Raw genomic sequence first — 19,085 nt, 5'->3', positions numbered from 1 at the left:
GCAAGATTTCACAGTGCGGTGAAATCGATTGCCTGATACAGATCGGCGCCAATGCCGGCAAAACTCAGCAGTGCCGGAATTTGTCCGGCGAAATTTTGAAAACTGTGGTCGCCGCCGGCCTGAATGCGCAAGGCACATGCCCGGTAATACTGCTGGGCGAGGCGATAATCGAGGGTTTCGTCCCCGGTCTGCAACCACACCTGAAACCGCTGCGGATCCTGCGGCGCCGGCACTTCCAGTTCGGCCAGAGCCGTAACGTGGTCGTGGGTCAATTCCCAGGTTTCATCGGTATACAGGTTTTTCTGCGTGCCCAGATAGCCGTCGAACATCCGGTGCGGGCTGACCGCCGGGTTGACCAGCAAAGCTTTCAGGCCATGGCGCTCGGCCAGGCAGGTCGCATAGTAGCCGCCGAGGGAGCTTCCCACCAGTAATGGCCGGTCGAGCTCGGTGATTGCTTGTTCTAACTGACCGATGGCTTCGCGCGGATGGTGATGCAGCGCCGGGATGCGCAATTGATCGCTCAAACCCAGCTGCTTCATCACCTCGACCAACTGACAAGCCTTCTTCGATGTCGGGGCGCTATTGAAACCATGGATGTAGAGGATCGAACCGGACATTTGAGCTCCCTGGGCGTCGGTTGGAAAGAGCGGAGTTTACAGGGAGATGTGCTTGGGTTGGGGGCGAGGTCTGGAGAATTTGATGAATCGTCAGGAGCGGCCCTCACCCTAACCCTCTCCCAGAGGTAGAGGGGACCGATTGGGGGATATTTATGAAATACGCCGACGTGAAAGTACTGCATGGAATCCACAATCGACTGGATTTCTCAGGTCGACGTATAGCGCCAGACACCTCGGTCGGCCCCCTCTCCCCCCGGGCGGTCCGACGTTTCGGGAGGGCTGGGGTGAGGGGCTTTTGATCGTCGAGTCAATAACCGTCAGAACCATAATCCACGGTAAATTCGAAATCGGTCACGCGCTCGACGCCGGTTTCGATTCGGCCATCGGGCATCAGGCGCAACCAGCGATACCCTGGTTTCTGTTCGCCGACCTTGAAATCCTCACTCCCCGGCTCGAACTGAATACAGGTCGAAGGTGAAGCCAGCAAGCGCACGCCACTACGCTCGCGATCAATCTCCTGATGTACATGCCCCCACAGCACGGCCCGCGCCTGCGGAAAGCGATCCAGCACTTCGAAAAATGCTTCGGGATTGCGCAAACCGATCGGCTCCATCCATGCGCAGCCGATCGACACCGGATGATGATGGAAGCACACCAGATGATGGCGCTCCGGAGCTTCACTCAGCGAACGCGCGAGCAATTGCAGCTGTTCATCCTGCAAATACCCCGGCACCGAACCCGGCACGGCCGAATCAAGCAAAGTCACACGCCAGTTGCCGATATCCACAACCGACTCGAGCAATGCGCTGTGTACGGCGGCGACTTCCATGATCTGTGGTTCGTCGTGGTTACCGGGGATCCAGCGGGCGGGAGCGTCGAGCTGTGCAGTCAATTCGCGAAACAGCTGGTAAGACTCCAGCGTGCCGTCTTGCGACAGATCACCGGTGGCCAGAATCAGATCAATCCGCGGTTGTTGCGAAAGCACCAGCTCAATGACCTTTTGCAGGCTGTCGCGGGTGTCCATGCCCAGCAGCGTACCGCCCGGCTCGGCATACAAATGGCTGTCAGAGATTTGCACCAGCAACGCGGCATCGGCGGTGGTCAACGTGGATACGCTCGGCAAGGCGCTCTCCCAAGGCTGCAACGGGTCTGGATAGGTGCGGCAATTATGCTGGGCGACAAGCGAAAGAGGAAACCACCGAACCGGGCACAGTTCACAACTCGCAGTTATCGAACCGCCGCGTACTCATGCCCGCAGGCCAGGCAATGACTCAGCCATTCCCCGAGGAACAGATTGAGCTGGGCCTTTTCATCCGGCTGGTGCATCGCCGCGTTCGGGTAAGGATAGACGCCGCGAAAGCGTCGTGCATGCTCGGCGCTGACCACTTCGGCCATGCGTGCGTCGTGATAGACCTGTACTTCCAATTGCGGGATCGGCAGCCATGGCAGGCTGTGTTCCTGACGCACTTGCAAAGTGGTGGTGTACGGGCAGGTTTGCAGCACTTCGAGGGCCAGCACGCCGAGCATTTGCTCGCCTTGGGAAACGGCAATGCGCCGCGCTTCGGGATCGCTGCGCATGTCCGGCAACAGTCGCATCAGGCGCGCGTAGTTGGCCTCGCAGGCGGCTTGCAGCCCCACGAGGTCAACCCGATACCGATCGCGCAACTTGTTTACAACCATAGCCCCCTCACTTCGGCGCGATTGAGCGCCAGCCACTGCAAGGCGATGATGCTCGCCGCGTTGGCAATCCGTCCGTCGCGTACGGCCTGCAAGGCATCTTCGAATGCCCAGACCGTGACGCGGATATCTTCTGCCTCTTCCTCCAGCCCATGCAGGCCGCCAACGCCGGTGGTCTCGCAACGCCCCAGGTACAAATGCACGAATTCGTTGCTGCCGCCCGGCGACGGGAAATATTTGGTCATCGGCCACAGGGCCTTGATGTTCAGCCCAGCTTCCTCCTGCGCCTCGCGGTGAGCAACTTCTTCCGGTTGTTCATCCTTGTCGATCAGACCGGCGACCAGTTCGATCAGCCAGGGGTTGGCCGTCTTGCCCATCGCGCCGACACGAAACTGCTCGATCAGCACCACTTCGTCGCGCTGCGGATCGTAAGGCAGCATGCACACCGCATCGTGACGCACGAACACTTCACGGTTGATCTCGCGGCTCATGCCGCCGTCAAACAACTCGTGGCGCAAGTGCAGGCGATCGAGCTTGTAGAAGCCCTGATAGCAATTCTCGCGGCGCACGATGTCGACGGTGGTCGGAGTAGCGTTGGCAAAATCAGTCATGAGCATCCTCGTTTACTGCAAATCCGTTACGCGGCTGCCTGGTGTTGCTGGCAACCTCGACTTCGCGCCATCCTAACGCGCCCGAACCGTTTGATGCAGCCCCTTTACCGTGATCGGGATGGACGGTGGAGCCGAAACCCACTCTAATTAGCTTAGTGGCGAACTGACTGCTTCGTTGAGAGTCGAAGCGGTAACTTTTTGCCTTCCCCTGCTTCAGAAAGGACGCCCATGTCGCTTTTCAAAATTGCCTCCGTGGCCGCCATCGCCCTGACCCTGGGCGCCTGCGCCAGCCTGTTTCAGCCCAATCTGCGCACGCCGCTGGAAACCACCCGCGATGCGTCGGAACAACTCAAACCCGGCTGCTCAAACCCTGATTGCCCGCTGGTGAATATCGATACCCTGCGCTTCCCGGCCGAACCTGCGCTGGACGGCATCATCGAAAAACGCCTGCTGCAAATGACCCGCACCGAAGCCAATGCACCGGTTGCGCCGACACTGGCTGCCTATCGCGAGCAGTTTCTGGCGAACGCCGGCCCGCGCAACAGTATTTATCTGCAAGCGAAAGTACGTGAGCAGCATGACGGTCTGGTGATCATCGAACTGTCGAGCTACCTCGACACCGGCGGTGCGCATGGCACGCCGGGCCGTGGCTTCATCAACTATTCGCGCCAGCAGCACAAGGTGCTGAATCTGTCGGACATGTTGCTGCCGGGTCAGGAAGATGCGTTCTGGAAGGCTGCGCAAGTTGCGCACAACAGCTGGCTGATCAGCACCAAACTCGATCAGGAAGCCGAGTTCATCAAGAGCTGGCCGTTCGTGAAAACCCCGCACGTGGCACTGACCTACGGCGGGGTGATCCTCAAGTACGAAGTGTCGACGATTGCGCCTTACGCGCTGGGCCACATCGAACTGAAGATCCCTTATCCACGTCTGAACGGCATCCTCAAGCCTGAGCTGTTCCCCGGCCGTAACTGAAGGCTCGACCGAGCACGAGTTGCAGCAGCCCTGCCAGCACCAGCGCCGGCAGGGTTGCGCCGACATCCGGATACAGATTGGCCAGCAAGTGATAGGTGCTTACCCCACCCAGCCAGGCCAACAGCGCCGGCCAGCGCAATGCGGCCGATGCGACCTGACCGCTGCGTTTGCGCAAGATGAAGTGATCCACCAGCACCACGCCGAACAGCGGCGCAAACACCGAACCGATCAATAGCAGGAAATTCTGGTACTGCGCCAGTGGCGCCAGCAGCGCGATCAAGGTGCAGATCACGCCGATGGCCAACGCCAGATGTTCGACTTTCGCGCGCAACAGAATCCCGCTGGAAACCGCTGCCGAGTGAATATCGGCGAAGGCGTTTTCCGACTCGTCGAGCAGGATCAACAACAACGGAATTCCCAGCCCCGCACCGGCCAGTGCCAGTAGCAACGCGTTGACTTCACCGCTCGGCGCAAACGCCAGCGTGTAGGCCACGCCGAGGCTCATCAGCCAGAAGTTGCCGATGAAGAAACCGATGGCGGTGCCACCGAAAACATTCTTCGCACGTTTGCCGAAACGCGAGTAATCAGCGATCAGCGGCAGCCACGACAGCGGCATCGCGATGGCAATGTCGAAGCCCACGGCGAATGGCATCGAACCGTCACCGGAGCGCGCCCAGATTGCGGCCAGGTCGGCTTTGGCAAACAGGTTCCAGGTCAGCCAGATGCACGCGGCCAGCAGCAGCCAGATGCCCCACTTGCGCAGGATCTGCCGCACGAAAGTCAGCGGCCCGCTGACGGCGAGCAAGGTTGCCAAGGCGCCGAAAAACAATGTCCACAGCACTGGGTTCGACCACAGCGAACCTTCGCTGAACGCGCGGGTGCCGAGCAGGCTGGCGGCGTCGCGCATGACGATGATCTCGAACGAGCCCCAACCGATCAGTTGCAGCAGGTTGAGCACGGCCGGCAGGCTCGCGCCTTTTGCACCTAGACTGAGTTTCAGTGCGGCCATCGACGACAGGCCGGTGTCGCTGCCGATCACGCCGACGGCGGCCAGCAGCAATACGCCGACCAGCGTGCCGAGGAAAATCGCCAGCAACGAACCCGACAGGCCCAGACCCGGCGCCAACAACGCGCCGGTCTGCAACACCATCAGGCCGATGCCGAGGGAAAACCACAGGGAAAACAGATCTCGACCGCCGAATACCCGCTTGGCGGCGGGCACGGCGAGATCGGGGGAGTAAGTGCTGGGTTGAATGCTCAAGGGTGTTATCTCAGAGGGACATTTGTTGTTTTTTTAAATCGCCATCGCGGGCAAGCCCGCTCCCACAGGGTCCTCGCTGATCACAAATTTTGTGGCCAACGCGGAACACTGTGGGAGCGGGCTTGCCCGCGATGACGGCGGTGATGTCACCGCCGCACGCAGGTCAGATCAAACCTTCTTGTACAACTGACTACCTTCCTTCTTGAATCGCTCAGCCTGCTCTGCCAGTCCCTGGGCAACCTCGGCGTCGACGGTTTCGATACGCTGGTTGGCCGCGTACTCGCGGACTTCCTGAGTGATCTTCATCGAGCAGAATTTCGGCCCGCACATCGAACAGAAATGCGCGACCTTGGCCGAGTCCTTCGGCAGGGTTTCATCGTGATACGAACGCGCGGTGTCCGGATCAAGGCCCAGGTTGAACTGGTCTTCCCAACGGAATTCGAAACGCGCCTTGCTCAAGGCGTTATCGCGGATCTGCGCGCCCGGATGCCCTTTGGCCAAGTCCGCTGCGTGGGCGGCGATCTTGTAAGTGATGATCCCGGTCTTTACGTCATCCTTGTTCGGCAGGCCCAAGTGTTCCTTGGGCGTGACGTAGCAGAGCATCGCGCAACCGAACCAGCCGATCATCGCCGCCCCGATGCCCGAAGTGATGTGGTCGTAGCCCGGCGCGATGTCGGTGGTCAGCGGACCGAGGGTGTAGAACGGTGCCTCGTCGCAGCACTCGAGCTGCTTGTCCATGTTCTCTTTGATCAACTGCATCGGCACATGACCCGGGCCTTCGATCATGCATTGCACGTCGTGCTTCCAGGCAATTTTGGTCAGCTCGCCGAGGGTCTCCAGTTCGCCGAATTGCGCTTCATCGTTGGCATCGGCAATCGAGCCCGGACGCAGGCCATCGCCCAGCGAGAAGCTGACGTCGTAGGCCTTCATGATTTCGCAGATTTCGTCGAAGTGGGTGTAGAGGAAGTTCTCTTTGTGGTGCGCCAGGCACCACTTGGCCATGATTGAACCGCCACGCGAAACGATGCCGGTCACGCGTTTGGCTGTCAGCGGCACGTAGCGCAGCAGCACGCCGGCGTGAATGGTGAAGTAGTCGACGCCCTGCTCCGCCTGCTCGATCAGCGTGTCGCGAAACAGCTCCCAGGTCAGGTCTTCGGCTACGCCGTTAACTTTTTCCAGCGCCTGATAAATCGGCACGGTGCCGATTGGCACTGGCGAGTTGCGGATGATCCATTCGCGGGTTTCGTGAATGTGTTTGCCAGTGGACAAATCCATCACCGTGTCCGAACCCCAGCGAATGCCCCAGGTCAGTTTCGCCACTTCTTCTTCGATGGAAGAACCCAGTGCGCTGTTGCCGATGTTGCCGTTGATCTTCACCAGGAAGTTACGGCCGATGATCATCGGTTCCAGTTCGGTGTGGTTGATGTTGGCCGGAATGATCGCGCGACCGCGGGCGATCTCGTCACGGACAAATTCGGGTGTGATGATTTTCGGCACGCTGGCGCCGAAGCTGTGGCCGGCGTGTTGCTGGTCCAGCAGCCCGGCGGCGCGGGCCACTTCGAGCTTCATGTTTTCGCGGATGGCGACGTATTCCATCTCGGCGGTGATGATGCCCTTGCGGGCGTAGTGCATCTGGCTGACGTTGGCCCCGGCCTTGGCGCGGCGCGGGTTGTTGACGTGGGCGAACCGCAGCTTGGTCAGTTCGGCATCGGCGAGGCGTTGCTGGCCGAAGTTCGAGCTCAAGCCGGGCAGGCGCTCGGTGTCGCCACGGTCGTCGATCCACGCCGAACGCACATCGCCCAGGCCTTTGCGCACGTCGATCACCACGTTGGGATCGGTGTACGGGCCGGAGGTGTCGTAGACGGTGACTGGCGCATTGATTTCGCCGCCGAAGTCGGTCGGGGTCACATCAAGGGAAATTTCGCGCATCGGTACGCGGATGTCCGGGCGAGAACCCTGAACGTAGACTTTTTGCGAACGGGTGAACGGCTTGACCGATTGTTCGTCGACCTTGGCCGAGTCACTCAGGTTGATCGCGTTTTTAGATTTTGTAGTCATCACGGGCTCTCCAGACAGCATCCAGGCAGTGGATTGTCGGAGCAGAACCTGAAAGGCACGGACGCACCAGGACTGGTGCTGTGCATCGTCGTCGAGCGTTCGATTGTCGAACAATTTCCCGGACGAAGCACAAGAGGACTCGCCGGGTGACGAGAAATCTTGTTCCCTACGCAGGCGCTAACCTGATCAGGTTCAACGGGATCCGAAATTATTCGATCTCAGCCTCATAGCAAGGCACCCCGACAAGAACCCGGCCAGTCTAGACACAACCGGCAAAGAACGCCAACACCGTGGCATACACCATGATGAATGGCGCAATTAGCGGATTGTTGCGATGCGCGCGCGCAACTACACTCGCTACGCCATGCTGCGCCTTGACGCTGCACGGCCCGCGTCTTACCTTTGGCGCGCGGATTACTTCCATAATATTCATGCTAGGGATCGCCTCATGCTGCGCAAACTTTCACTGGCTGTTGCCGTGTCGTGTGCCTCCACCGCAACGGTCTGGGCAGCAGAAGCGCCTTTATCGACCAAGACCGATCTGGTCAGCGTTTATCAGGAAGCGGTCGACAACAACGCCGACCTCGCTGCCGCCCGCGCGCAGTACGGCGCGCAGAAAGAAATCGTGCCGCAGGCGCGGGCCGGGTTACTGCCGAATCTGTCGGGTGGCGCCGAAGTCGCCGACGTGCGCACAGCGATTGATCAGCCCTCGGCGGTGGCCAATCGCAGCGCGCATTCGTATCAGGCGACCCTCGCCCAACCGTTGTTCCGCGCCGACCGCTGGTTCCAGTATCAAGCGGCCAAGGACGTCAACGAACAGGCTGCGCTGCAACTCTCGGCCACCGAGCAGAACCTGATCCTGCAAAGTGCTGAAAGCTATTTCAACGTGCTGCGCAGCCAGGACAACCTGGCCTCGACCAAGGCCGAAGAAGCCGCGTTCAAGCGCCAGCTCGACCAGTCCAACGAGCGCTTCGATGTGGGCCTGTCGGACAAGACCGACGTGCTGCAATCGCAAGCCAGTTACGACACGGCGCGGGCCAACCGGATCGTTGCCCAGCGTCAGGTCGATGATGCGTTTCAAGCGCTGATCACTCTGACCAACCGTCAGTACAACTCGATTCAGGGCATCGTCCACACGCTGCCGATCCTGCCGCCGGCGCCGAACGACGCCAAATCGTGGGTCGACACCGCTGCCAGACAGAATCTCAATCTGCTCGCCAGCAACTACGCGGTCGCCTCCGCCGAGCAGACGTTGAAGCAGCGCAAGGCCGGGCACTTGCCGACCCTTGATGCAGTGGCGAAGTACGAGAAAGGCGACAACGATAATTTCGGCTTCAGCAACCCGAATGCGTTCGGCACGCCGTATGGCGGCAACGTCGAGCAGCGCACGCTGGCCTTGCAAGTGAACATTCCGATCTACAGCGGCGGCCTGACCAGCTCGCAAGTGCGCGAGTCCTACTCACGCCTTGATCAGACCGAGCAGCAGCGCGAAGGTCTGCGCCGTCAGATTGTCGAGAACACGCGCAATCTGCATCGCGCGGTCAACACCGATGTCGAACAGGTGCAGGCGCGCCGCCAGTCGATCATCTCCAACCAGAGCGCGGTCGAAGCCACGGAAATCGGTTATCAGGTGGGTACGCGCAACGTCGTCGACGTACTCGATGCGCAGCGTCAGCTCTACACTTCGGTGCGCAACTACAACAACACCCGCTACGACTACATCCTAGACAACCTGCGGCTGAAGCAGGCGGCGGGCACGTTGAATCCGGGGGACTTGCAGGATCTGGCGCGCTATCTGAAAGCCGACTACAACCCGGACAAAGACTTCCTGCCACCGGATCTGGCCAAGGCTGCAGCCGAACAGCTCAAGGCGCGACCTTAAAAGCAAATTGCGAACGGCATCCTGTGGCGAGGGAGCTTGCTCCCGCTGGGCTGCGAAGCGGCCCCATTATCTAAGACACCGCGTCGTCAAGTTTTGCGACTGCTGCGCAGCCGAGCGGGAGCAAGCTCCCTCGCCACAATAAGCGTTTCAAGCGGTTATTTGATCAACCTACCCAACCCATCCAGCAACCTCTGCAACACGCCCTGATTGCGGCGCATCACGCTCAGTCCGGCTTCGGCCATGCGCTGCGCATCGCGTGGCAGTTCGAACAGCCGCTGCACTTCCACCGCCAAACCTTCGGCATCATCCACTTCAACCAACGCCCCGGCGCTGCGCAGTTGCGCGGCGATGTCGAGGAAGTTGAACAGGTGCGGGCCGCAGATCACCGGTTTCGCGAGTGCCGCCGGCTCCAGCAGATTGTGCCCGCCGTTCGGCACCAGGCTGCCGCCGACAAATGCGCTGTCGGCCAAGGCATACAGAAACAGCAACTCGCCCATGGTGTCGCCGAGCAGCACCGAAGTGTCGGCCTCGACGTTCACGCCAGTGGAACGACGCACCGTCGCAAAGCCTTCGCGCTGGCACAACTCAAACACCGAGTTGAAACGCTCCGGATGACGTGGCACCAGAATCAGCAGCGCATCGGGATGATTGGTCAGCAAACGACGATGCGCCGCCAGCACCACTTCGTCTTCACCTTCGTGAGTACTCGCGGCAATCCACACCGGGCGCTCCTGCGCCTGCCACTGGCCGCGCAATTCAGCAGCGCGTTGCAACAGTTGCGGGTCGATGGTCAGGTCGAACTTGATCGAACCGGTAACCTCGACCGTTTCCGTGCGTGCGCCTAAATCGCGGAAGCGCTGGGCCTCGGCTTCGGTCTGCACGGCAAACAGGCTCATCTCGGCGAGCATCGGCGCAGTCAGTTTGCGGAACCGGCCGTAACCCTTGGCCGAACGTTCAGACAAGCGACCGTTGGCCAGCGCCACCGGAATTCCGCGTTTGGCGCACTGATGAATGTGGTTGGGCCAGAGTTCGGTTTCCATGATCACCGCGAGTTTCGGCTGCGCACGATCGAGAAAACGCGCCGCAGCACACGGCAAGTCGTACGGCAAATAGCAGTGCTGAATGCGCGGTTCGTTGGCGAACAAGGCCTGAATCCGTTCCGAACCGGTCGGGGTCATGCAGGTCACGGTGATTGGCAACTGCGGATAACGTTGCAGCAAGGCACGGATCATCGGCGCCGCCGCGATGCTCTCGCCGACCGACACCGCGTGCACCCAGATGCCGCCCGGTTGCAGCGCCGGCATCCCGTAAGAGAAGCGTTCGCCAATCCGCTTGGCGTAGGCCGGTGCCTTGCGCGAGCGCAGCCACAGCCGTATCGCCACCAATGGCAGCCCCAGATAAAACAGCGCGGTGTACAGAGTTCTATTCATGGCGGCGGAGTTTATCGACTTTTTTCGCCGATCGCGCGCAAGTGCACGGCAAAACGCTCGGCCAGCCACCGCGCGGCCGGACCCAGCGGCTCGTCACGGCGCCAGACCAGTTCAACCACCAGCGCCGGCGGCGTCCATTCGCTGTCGAGTTCGACCATCAAGCCCTGATACGCCGAATACTGCACCACATGCCGTGGCAGCCAAGCCCAACCGAGATCGCGCACCAGCCATTCGGCCATCACGTAAAAACTGTCGGCACGCCACACTTGCGGGCTGGCCGGCTCGCTGCCGGGATAGACGCTGGACTGGGTCGACATCAACAGTTGACGATGTTGCGCGAGTTGCTGCGCCTTGACGTATGACTGCGCCGCCAAGGGATGATTGACGCCACACACCGTGACCATTTCCACGCTACCCAGCACACGGCGCTCCAGCGCTTCGGGGATTTGGTCGTGATAGAACAGCAGTCCGAGATCGGCGCGACGCTCGACCAGTTTGCGCGCGACTTCACCCTGCGCAGCGCTGGTCAGTTGCACTTCCAGACTGGGAAACTGCTCGGCCAGCGCGTCGAAACTTTCCACCAGCGCCTGATACGGCATCGCTTCGTCCTGCGCGACGCGCAACTGCGCTTCCTGGCCGCGCAGCATCGCCATCGCCCGACCATTGAGACGCTCGCACTGGCGCAGCACTTCGCGCGCTTCTTCGAGCAACGCCTCGCCTGCTTCGGTGAGACTCGGCTGGCGACCGCTGCTACGCTCAAACAGGCTCACGCCCAGATCGTCCTCGAGCATGGCAATCGCGCTGCTGATCGCCGACTGTGCCTTACGCTGCTGGCGCGCCACGGCAGAAAACGAACGCTGCTCGGCGACGGCGATGAATACGCGTAACTGATCGAGATTCCACTGCATGCTCATGCAACAACCCATCTTTCAAACAGATAGGTAATGACTTTACCGCATCTGAACAGTCTCTAGAATGCCGACCTCAGAAAGCAACGTTTCACACGAGGATTGAACATGAACGCTTACGCCTACCTGGCCATCGCCATCTGCGCCGAAGTAATGGCCACCGTTTCGATGAAAGCGGTCAAAGGCTTCAGCACGCCGCTGCCGCTGCTGGTGGTGATTGTCGGCTACGCCATCGCGTTCTGGATGCTGATCCTGGTGGTGCGCACGGTGCCGGTAGGTGTCGCGTATGCGGTGTGGGCCGGGATGGGGATTGTGATGGTCAGTATTGCGGCGCTGTTTATTTACGGGCAGAAGCTCGATGTGCCGGCGATGTTGGGCATGGGGCTGATCGTGCTTGGCGTGGTCGTCATCCAGCTGTTCTCGAAAACCGCCGGCCATTAAAAGCAGCTTCGGGTTGCAGCTTGCAGCTTGAAGCTTGAAACTTGCGACTTCTTCAAATCCCGAGGTCGCTGCATGCCATCCGTTATTTCCACCGACGTGCTGATTGTCGGCGCTGGTGTCGCCGGCCTCTGGCTGAACGCGCGCCTGCGCCGTCAGGGTTTTTCGACCGTGCTGGTGGAAAGCGCCAGCCTCGGCGGCGGGCAGAGCGTGAAGTCCCAGGGGATCATTCACGGCGGCGCCAAGTACGCGCTGCACGGCGCGTTGACCGGCGCCTCCGAAGCCATCGCCGACATGCCACGCCGCTGGCGTGAAGCGCTGGCCGGCGACGGCGAACTCGACCTGAGCGGCGTGCGCCTGCTATCCGAGGCGCATTACCTGTGGTCGCCAGGCACACTGGCCGGCAATCTCACCAGTTTCTTCGCCAGTAAAGCGGTGCGCGGGCGGGTTGATCAGGTCAAGGGCGAGCAACTGCCGCCGGCCCTGCAAGACAAGCGCTTCAAGGGCAAGGTCTACCGACTCGCGGAACTGGTGGTCGACGTGCCGAGCCTGATCCAGCGTCTGGCAGATCTGGCTGGCGACGGCTTGCTCGCAGGGCAAAATATCGAACCGTTGCTTGATGGCGGTTTATTGGTCGGCCTCAGAGTCGACGGCCGCGAAATCCGCGCGCAACGTATCGTCCTCAGTGCCGGCGCTGGTACCGCAGCGCTGCTGGAGGCGCTGGGCTTGACGCACCCGGCCATGCAACGCCGACCGCTGCACATGATCATCGCCAAAGGCCCGAGCCTGAAACCGCTGTACGCGCATTGCCTGGGTGGCGGTACCAAACCGCGCATCACCGTGACCACTCACCCGGCCGCCGACGGCCAGTGGGTCTGGTATCTGGGCGGCGACATCGCCGAGTCCGACGGTGTGGCGCGCACGCCTGCCGAACAAATCGCCACCGCGCAAAAAGAGCTCGGCCAGTTGCTGCCGTGGATCGACCTGAGCACCGCGCAATGGGCAACCTTGCGCGTCGACCGTGCCGAACCGCTGCAAACCGGCCTGACCCGCCCCGACAACGCATTCCTAGCCGAAGAAGGCCGACTGCTGGTCGGCTGGCCAACCAAACTGGCGCTGGCGCCGGACTTCGCTGATCGAGTCTTAGCGTCCTTGCAACGCGACGGCATCCAGCCGAGCCACCCGACCCCGCTGCCGGAGCTGCCAAAACCACCAATGGGCGTTCCTGCCTGGGATCAATTACTGCCATGAGCCTGCCAACCCTGCACGAACTGCATCGCCCGTTGGGCAGCACCGGTCTGCTGGTTTCGCCGCTGGGCCTGGGCACGGTCAAACTCGGTCGCGACCAAGGCGTGAAATACCCCAATGGTTTTCAGATCCCCGACGACGACACCGCGCGCATGCTGCTCAGACAGGCGCGCGAACTCGGCATCAACCTGATCGACACTGCGCCGGCTTATGGCCGCAGCGAAGAACGCCTCGGCCCGCTGTTGCGCGATCAGCGTCAGGACTGGGTGATCGTCAGCAAGGTCGGCGAAGAGTTTACCGATGGGTTGTCCAGCCACGACTTCAGCGCTGCCCATACACGGATGTCGGTGGAGCGCAGCCTGCAACGTCTTGAAACCGATTTTATCGACCTGGTGCTGGTGCATTCCGACGGCAATGATCTGGCGATTCTGAATGACAGCGAGGTGTACGCGACACTCGCGGCGCTGAAGGCCGAAGGCAAGATCCGTGGCTTCGGTTTCTCCGGGAAAACCGTCGAAGGTGGCTTGAAAGCACTGGAGCAGGGCGATTGCGCGATGGTCACCTACAATCTGAACGAACAGAGCGAGAAGGCAGTCATTGACTATGCTGCTGCCCACGGCAAAGCCATTCTGGTGAAGAAAGCCTTGGCCAGCGGTCACGTTTGTCTGAGCCCCGGTGTCGATCCGGTGCGCGCCAGTTTCGAGTTGTTGTTCCAACAGCCCGGCGTAGCCAGTGCTATTGTCGGCACGATCAATCCGCTGCACCTCGCCCACAACGTTGCGACCGTTGCTCAAGTCCTTCGTGGTCACTGACGCCGCTTCGCGGCCTTAAGCTGGAGCCGACATGCCGCGCACGCTCATCAGAAAGAACCCGAGCAACTTCAAGACCCTGCCACTGTTCGTCGAAGCGACCCCCGAAGGCCTGACTTACCAGAGCGTCGGCATGCCGCTGAATTTCTCCCAGACTTTGCAACGCAGGCGTCCGGTCACGGTGCCGGACGCCGAGCGTTTTGCGCTGGAACTGGCCAACCTCGGCGTTTCGGTACGCCTGACCCTGCATTGGCAGAATCGCGATTACTGGGTGCTGGTGCGCCAGCGCCGGCAGGATCGCGGCGACGTGGTGTTGAAGCTGATTTCCGGTTACGTGCCGGCACATGAACTCAATCTGCCGTTGCACACGGCGATCCAGGAGGTCGCTGAAGAATGCCTGCTGGAAACCCCGGAAGGCTGGCTCGGCGGGCGCTTCAAAGACACCTGGCTGCCAGCGCCCTACGCCACTGCCCTGCACTATCGCGAGGCCCTGCCGTTTCGTCTGACGCCGCTGTCCGGCTCGGCGCGTCCCGTGCGCTGTGCCAATTTGCAATTGATCGAGCGGCCGCGTGCCTATGTGCACTTGCCGACCGCGTCATTGCAGTTGATCTACGACTTGCGGCTGGACGTACCCAAGGAAGCCAAGAACCTCAGTCTGTTCCACGTCGATGAGCGACTGGAGGGCGACCAACTGGTCGCACGGCTTGATCGCAAGCGGCCGGATCTGTATCTGATGCCCTTGCAGGACGGTCAACCGCTGGCCGAGCTGTACACCCTCAAGCGCGACAAGCTCACGCCGGCCAGCACCCGTGGGCTGTATCTGGCCGAGAGCTTCGCCGCTCAGCAAGGCTGGGTGGTGCGCGAGGAGCGCATTCGCTGGAAAGACTGGCTGGTGCAACAAGGTTTCGCCGCGCCCAAAGTCACACGCCCGGGACTCAAGCAACTGAGCATCAAGGCGTTGCGAATGGTGGGGCTGGTCAAGAAGTGACGCGGCTTGACGCTAGCCGTTGCGCAGCTTGTCGAGGCCGGTACGTAACCGGGCAAACAAGTGGAAATAGCGATTCTCGCGCTTGCCCATGCCACGTTTGGGCGAGAACGATTCCTCGGCAAACGCGCCAGTAATGCGCACCCGCGAGGCCTGCGTGGCCATGGTGCAGACCTTGGCGTCAGCCTGTTGCAGCGCGTATTTGAGCAAGCGTTCGGAATGCAGCTTTCTGCCAGTGGCTTTGCAGAATTCGAATATTTTCTCGACGCGCTTGCCATACGCAACGTAGGTGTCGCGACCGCAAATGGCAAAACGGTCGTTGAGCCCCCCCCACCACTGCCAGTCCGGAATGTAGGCATTCAGCCGCCGGGCTTCCGGCTGCTTGAAGACATACGCCGGAAGCGCTGTATGGAAGAAATTGTCCGGCCGTACGAACACGACGAAATCCGGATTGAACGACTCCATCATGGTAGTCACGGCGTGCAAAGAATTGAGTTGGTAGATCAGGTTGCGCAGCGATGCGTAATCATCCGCCCAGGTATCGCCCTGCGCCTTGACCTGTTCAAAGTCCCAACGCTCCAGCACGCCGTCGGTTGAGGTCAGCGTGCCAGTCATCGACTCGAAGACCTGATAGTTGTCAGCGCTCAGCTCGCCGCGCTCATCGGAGCGGGTGTTCTGAATCTGGTCGATTTTGTACAGGTGATAAAAGCATTTGACGTTGCTGTCCGCAGGCAGTGACGCCAACACCTTCTCTTGAATGGAAGGGAAACAGATCTGCGAATTTCTCGGAATCCCGAAAAAAGCCACCGCGATATTCAACACTGCCAAGCACCTTGATCACGTCATTCGGGCCGGTTGTCGATGCCTTGCCAGGCGCGAACCGGGGATTGTCTATTTGCGGCGAAACAGCTTCTGCCACCAGCGCCGCGGTTGCAGCGGAACAACGATGACGTCGGACTTCTGCAGCCATTCGCGCTCGTAATCCCAGGCATGTCCGCCCCAGAGTTTGCCGGCCTCGTTGGAGAATCCGAGCGTCATCAACTGATAGGCATAACCGCTGTGACTACGCAGCCAGTCGAACAGCACCAGCGTATTGAAACCAGTAGAAGGCCCGACGTAGCGCTTGCCACCTGGCCGGTCGACCGGGTAGTTCCACAGCGGCGGCAACGGAATGCGGTCCCAGTACATGGCCACTCGCGGCAACGGACACATCGGCGCAGCACAACCGACCACCAGCGTGAAGCAACGCTCGGCCGCCCGCTCGAAGAGCTGCTGCACATCCGGCGCGTAAGGCAGACCAAAAAAATACGCGTCTGGCGCGTTGAAACCATGCACGAACAGATTGACGCTCTGCTCATTGAGCAAAGGTGCCTTGATACAGTTGTTGAAGCTGACCACTACGTCATTAGCACCGATGTCGAGCGCCTGAAAGTCCGCGAGGGTAATTGCAGGATTGTTGGCGATCAGCACCACACGAGCAGCTCGCTGCAAGCATGCCCGCAATTCTTGCGGCAATGCTTCCAACACCGACTGGTGACCGCCGGGCAGTGCATCCAGCGCCATGTGTTCGGCAGCCTGCGGCGATAGCTCCGTCATCTAGACCGGAACCTTCATGCCGTAACGCCACTTCACCCACAACCGCACGAGCGCGGAAGGCGGCTGCCACGGACGCATTTCGCGCTGGATCTCGCGGGCAAGCGTCTGACCGACGCGGGCGAAAGAGTAGCGGCTTTGCGCGAACGCCTGACCATTGGCGGCGATCCGCTGTGCGAGCTCGGGATCGTCCTGGAGCATTTTGATCTTTTCCACAGCCTCGGCTTCGCTGCGATAGAACACCGTGTTGTGCATGTCTTCAAAACCGAGCAGGCGGTCTTCCTCGCCCTGGCTCCAGGCCAACAGCACGCAACCGCAAGCCATCGCTTCGAAGTTCTTGATCATGAACTCGTTCATGCCGATATCGGCACTGACGAAAATCTTGATGCGATTGAGCGTTTCCAGATACTCGGTACCCGACTTGGTGCGGGTCACCAGCATGCCGGTACGCCGGGAAAGCGCCTCCAGCAACGCCTTGCGCTGGGCATACTCGGTGCTTTTCAGACTGCCAAGGAAACCGATGGGAATGTCGCGCTCGACGCCGGTATTGCGCAGCATCTGCTCGTCGTAGCCCTTGGAAACGAACACCGTGTCGATGCCTTCAGCCTGCATCCGCTGCGCCACGACCGCCCCGGAAACCACGGCGCGGCAGCTCGGCAGGCGCTTGTACAGACGCGAGTAAACACGCCGGTACTTACTCGCTGGCATGTAGTTCTGGTAGGCATCGTGTTCAAGAAAGACCAGACCGGGGATGCACTTGAGCACCCGCAGTTGCGGGGCCAGGCGTTTGACCCGGGAGAAAATCACCACACGATCGAAGGTCTGATAATCAACCGAGGCGAGAAACGGCCCCAGGTTCATCTGCTGCTGTTTGCTCAAACGGAAGATCAAACATTCGTCACAGTTCTGCTGCGCAATTTCGTAGAGCCGATCCAGAATCACACGCTGTTCGTCCATGACCAGAAGCATGACTTTCATAGTTTATTGACCACGCTACAGAGGCAAGCAGGTGCGCCGCCGCCGAAATTGCCTACATGGCGATTCCCGAGGCGAATCTGATTCGCACGCTGCGCGCTGTGGTAAAGATCCATGAGATCAACGACTGCGAATTTTTTCGACGATCGCAGTCGTCGAGCTGTTTGCTACAAGCCCGAGCACCGCAACGGTACCACCATAGGCTGTCACGATATCCGCACCCACTACCTGATCGACGCCATAGTCTCCGCCCTTGACCAATACATCGGGTTTTACTTCGCGCAGCAGATTTTCCGGGGTGCCTTCCGGGAAGCTGATGACCCAGTCCACGGCGCCCAGACCTGCCAGAACGGCCATGCGCCGGTCGACGCTGTTGATCGGTCGGCCTGGCCCTTTCAGGCGGCTGACCGAGGCATCGTCGTTGACCGCGACAATCAATCGATCGCCTTGGGCCCGAGCCTGCTCGAGGTAGGTCACATGACCGGCATGGAGGATGTCGAAACAACCGTTGGTGAACACGATGCGCTCGTTGTGCGCACGGGCATCGGCCACTGCCTGCAGCAGTTGCTCCAGACCCAGCACGCCACGCTCGGAACCTTCTTCGCGCTGAATCGCGCGGCGCAGTTCCGGAGCGCTGATCGCCGCCGTACCAAGCTTGCCGACCACGATGCCCGCCGCGAGATTGGCCAGGGCCACCGCATGCGGCAGTTCTTCGCCAGCGGCAATCGCTGCGGCCAGCGTGGAAATCACTGTATCGCCAGCACCGGTCACGTCGAATACTTCACGCGCACGTGCCGGCAAGTGCAGAGCGGGATGATCCGGACGCAGCAAAGTCATACCGTGTTCGCCACGCGTAACCAGCAGCGCGCCGAGGTCGAGATCGTGCATCAGCGTTGCGCCCTTGCTCACCAGTTCGTGTTCATCGGCGCAACCGCCGACGATGGCTTCGAACTCGCTGAGATTGGGGGTGATCAGGCTGGCACCACGGTAGATCGAGAAGTCCTTGCCCTTCGGATCGGCCAGCACCGGAATGCCTTTGGCGCGGGCAACCTGAATCAGCGCCTGATGGTTTTTCAGAGCGCCCTTGCCGTAATCGGACAACACCAACACTTTGATGCCTTCGAGCAGTTCGTCAACCTGTGCACCAAGTGCCAGCGCGTCAGTGGCGAACGGTTCTTCAAAGTCGATACGCAGCAATTGCTGGTGCCGGCTCATGACCCGCAGCTTGACGATGGTCGGCTGGTGCGCAATGCGCTGGAACAACGCGCGCACGCCCGCGCCCTTGAGACTGTTGCTCAGGCTGTCGGCGGCTTCGTCATCGCCGGTCACACCGACCAGCGAGGCCGGCGCACCCAGCGCGGCAATGTTCAAGGCAACGTTGGCGGCACCGCCTGGACGATCTTCGATTTGCTCGACTTTAACGACCGGAACCGGCGCCTCAGGGGAAATCCGTGAGGTTCCACCATGCCAGTAACGGTCGAGCATGACATCGCCGACCACCAAGACAGGGGCTTGATCGAATCGCGGCATGGACAACTTCATGGAGCAACCCACATACAAAATGAACAGGGGCGCGATATTAACACAGGGTGGGCGCAGGCTTGCGTGCTGGCTGCAA

Annotated in this window: 19 protein-coding genes and 1 riboswitch; of the genes, 6 read left to right on the top strand and 13 right to left on the bottom strand. The window is 60.6% G+C overall.

Annotated elements, in window-relative coordinates:
* Window positions 1-8: 8 nt before the first annotated feature.
* The 4 genes from ACP7EE_RS02165 to ACP7EE_RS02150 form a co-directional block, all read right to left on the bottom strand.
* Window positions 9-617 (bottom strand): YqiA/YcfP family alpha/beta fold hydrolase, encoded by a 609-nt coding sequence (locus ACP7EE_RS02165; RefSeq protein WP_420646989.1) that lies wholly within the window; start codon window positions 615-617, stop codon window positions 9-11.
* 307 nt (window positions 618-924) lie between these two features.
* On the bottom strand, window positions 925-1,740 hold the full coding sequence (cpdA, locus tag ACP7EE_RS02160) for a 3',5'-cyclic-AMP phosphodiesterase (protein ID WP_426233178.1): 816 nt from the start codon (window positions 1,738-1,740) through the stop codon (window positions 925-927).
* 104 nt (window positions 1,741-1,844) lie between these two features.
* The gene (locus ACP7EE_RS02155) at window positions 1,845-2,297 is read right to left on the bottom strand and encodes a DUF1249 domain-containing protein (protein WP_420646987.1); all 453 of its coding nucleotides are present in this window, start codon (window positions 2,295-2,297) and stop codon (window positions 1,845-1,847) included.
* Complete coding sequence (locus ACP7EE_RS02150; protein WP_420646986.1) at window positions 2,288-2,905, bottom strand: NUDIX domain-containing protein; 618 nt, start codon at window positions 2,903-2,905, stop codon at window positions 2,288-2,290. The genes ACP7EE_RS02155 and ACP7EE_RS02150 overlap by 10 nt, the downstream gene beginning before the upstream one ends.
* Before the next feature lie 228 nt (window positions 2,906-3,133).
* Between ACP7EE_RS02150 and ACP7EE_RS02145 the strand changes: the two genes are divergently transcribed.
* Window positions 3,134-3,880, top strand: a complete 747-nt coding sequence (locus ACP7EE_RS02145) for an RsiV family protein (RefSeq protein WP_426233175.1) — start codon at window positions 3,134-3,136, stop codon at window positions 3,878-3,880.
* On the opposite strand, the gene cytX is transcribed toward ACP7EE_RS02145, so the two are convergent.
* The 3 genes from cytX to ACP7EE_RS02130 all read right to left on the bottom strand — a co-directional run bounded on the left by cytX (window position 3,849) and on the right by ACP7EE_RS02130 (window position 7,632).
* Window positions 3,849-5,141 carry a putative hydroxymethylpyrimidine transporter CytX gene (cytX, locus tag ACP7EE_RS02140; protein ID WP_426233173.1) on the bottom strand — a complete coding sequence of 431 codons (1,293 nt, stop codon included), beginning with the start codon at window positions 5,139-5,141 and terminating at the stop codon, window positions 3,849-3,851. The genes ACP7EE_RS02145 and cytX overlap by 32 nt on opposite strands.
* Window positions 5,142-5,309: 168 nt before the next feature.
* Window positions 5,310-7,199 carry a phosphomethylpyrimidine synthase ThiC gene (gene thiC / locus ACP7EE_RS02135; protein WP_426233171.1) on the bottom strand — a complete coding sequence of 630 codons (1,890 nt, stop codon included), beginning with the start codon at window positions 7,197-7,199 and terminating at the stop codon, window positions 5,310-5,312.
* 146 nt (window positions 7,200-7,345) lie between these two features.
* Window positions 7,346-7,451, bottom strand: a riboswitch (TPP riboswitch).
* Between the two features lie 7 nt (window positions 7,452-7,458).
* A complete protein-coding gene (locus ACP7EE_RS02130) occupies window positions 7,459-7,632 on the bottom strand; it encodes a hypothetical protein (RefSeq protein WP_426233169.1) in 174 nt (57 codons plus the stop codon).
* A gap of 15 nt (window positions 7,633-7,647) precedes the next feature.
* On the opposite strand from ACP7EE_RS02130, the gene ACP7EE_RS02125 reads away from it, so the two are divergent.
* Window positions 7,648-9,081, top strand: coding sequence for a TolC family outer membrane protein (locus ACP7EE_RS02125; RefSeq protein ID WP_426233167.1), 1,434 nt, complete (start codon window positions 7,648-7,650; stop codon window positions 9,079-9,081).
* A gap of 155 nt (window positions 9,082-9,236) precedes the next feature.
* On the opposite strand, the gene waaA is transcribed toward ACP7EE_RS02125, so the two are convergent.
* Together waaA and ACP7EE_RS02115 are read right to left on the bottom strand one after the other, a co-directional pair.
* Complete coding sequence (waaA, locus tag ACP7EE_RS02120; protein ID WP_426233165.1) at window positions 9,237-10,511, bottom strand: lipid IV(A) 3-deoxy-D-manno-octulosonic acid transferase; 1,275 nt, start codon at window positions 10,509-10,511, stop codon at window positions 9,237-9,239.
* Window positions 10,512-10,522: 11 nt separating this feature from the next.
* Entirely contained in the window at window positions 10,523-11,425 is a 903-nt protein-coding gene (locus ACP7EE_RS02115) for a LysR family transcriptional regulator (protein ID WP_426233163.1), read from the bottom strand.
* Between the two features lie 102 nt (window positions 11,426-11,527).
* On the opposite strand from ACP7EE_RS02115, the gene ACP7EE_RS02110 reads away from it, so the two are divergent.
* The 4 genes from ACP7EE_RS02110 to ACP7EE_RS02095 all read left to right on the top strand — a co-directional run bounded on the left by ACP7EE_RS02110 (window position 11,528) and on the right by ACP7EE_RS02095 (window position 14,902).
* Window positions 11,528-11,860: a DMT family transporter gene (locus tag ACP7EE_RS02110; RefSeq protein WP_210702982.1), complete on the top strand. Its 333-nt coding sequence runs from the start codon at window positions 11,528-11,530 to the stop codon at window positions 11,858-11,860.
* Window positions 11,861-11,932: 72 nt separating this feature from the next.
* Window positions 11,933-13,108 carry an NAD(P)/FAD-dependent oxidoreductase gene (locus ACP7EE_RS02105; protein ID WP_426233161.1) on the top strand — a complete coding sequence of 392 codons (1,176 nt, stop codon included), beginning with the start codon at window positions 11,933-11,935 and terminating at the stop codon, window positions 13,106-13,108.
* Entirely contained in the window at window positions 13,105-13,917 is an 813-nt protein-coding gene (locus tag ACP7EE_RS02100; RefSeq protein WP_420651285.1) for an aldo/keto reductase, read from the top strand. The genes ACP7EE_RS02105 and ACP7EE_RS02100 overlap by 4 nt, the downstream gene beginning before the upstream one ends.
* A 31-nt stretch (window positions 13,918-13,948) precedes the next feature.
* Window positions 13,949-14,902 carry a metal ABC transporter ATPase gene (locus tag ACP7EE_RS02095; RefSeq protein ID WP_420646976.1) on the top strand — a complete coding sequence of 318 codons (954 nt, stop codon included), beginning with the start codon at window positions 13,949-13,951 and terminating at the stop codon, window positions 14,900-14,902.
* A 12-nt stretch (window positions 14,903-14,914) separates the two neighbouring features.
* On the opposite strand, the gene ACP7EE_RS02090 is transcribed toward ACP7EE_RS02095, so the two are convergent.
* From ACP7EE_RS02090 to hldE, 4 genes are all read right to left on the bottom strand, one after another.
* Complete coding sequence (locus tag ACP7EE_RS02090) at window positions 14,915-15,721, bottom strand: hypothetical protein (RefSeq protein WP_420646975.1); 807 nt, start codon at window positions 15,719-15,721, stop codon at window positions 14,915-14,917.
* A gap of 69 nt (window positions 15,722-15,790) precedes the next feature.
* A complete protein-coding gene (locus ACP7EE_RS02085) occupies window positions 15,791-16,495 on the bottom strand; it encodes a hypothetical protein (protein WP_426233159.1) in 705 nt (234 codons plus the stop codon).
* A complete protein-coding gene (locus tag ACP7EE_RS02080; RefSeq protein ID WP_420646973.1) occupies window positions 16,496-17,470 on the bottom strand; it encodes a glycosyltransferase family protein in 975 nt (324 codons plus the stop codon).
* A gap of 117 nt (window positions 17,471-17,587) precedes the next feature.
* On the bottom strand, window positions 17,588-19,009 hold the full coding sequence (gene hldE, locus ACP7EE_RS02075) for a bifunctional D-glycero-beta-D-manno-heptose-7-phosphate kinase/D-glycero-beta-D-manno-heptose 1-phosphate adenylyltransferase HldE (RefSeq protein ID WP_420646972.1): 1,422 nt from the start codon (window positions 19,007-19,009) through the stop codon (window positions 17,588-17,590).
* Window positions 19,010-19,085: the final 76 nt, after the last annotated feature.

The organism is Pseudomonas sp. TWP3-2 (assembly GCF_049897765.1).
Taxonomy (GTDB): domain Bacteria; phylum Pseudomonadota; class Gammaproteobacteria; order Pseudomonadales; family Pseudomonadaceae; genus Aquipseudomonas.
The sequence above is the reverse complement of the archived record's forward strand: the minus strand, read 5'-3'. Positions and strand labels throughout refer to the sequence as shown.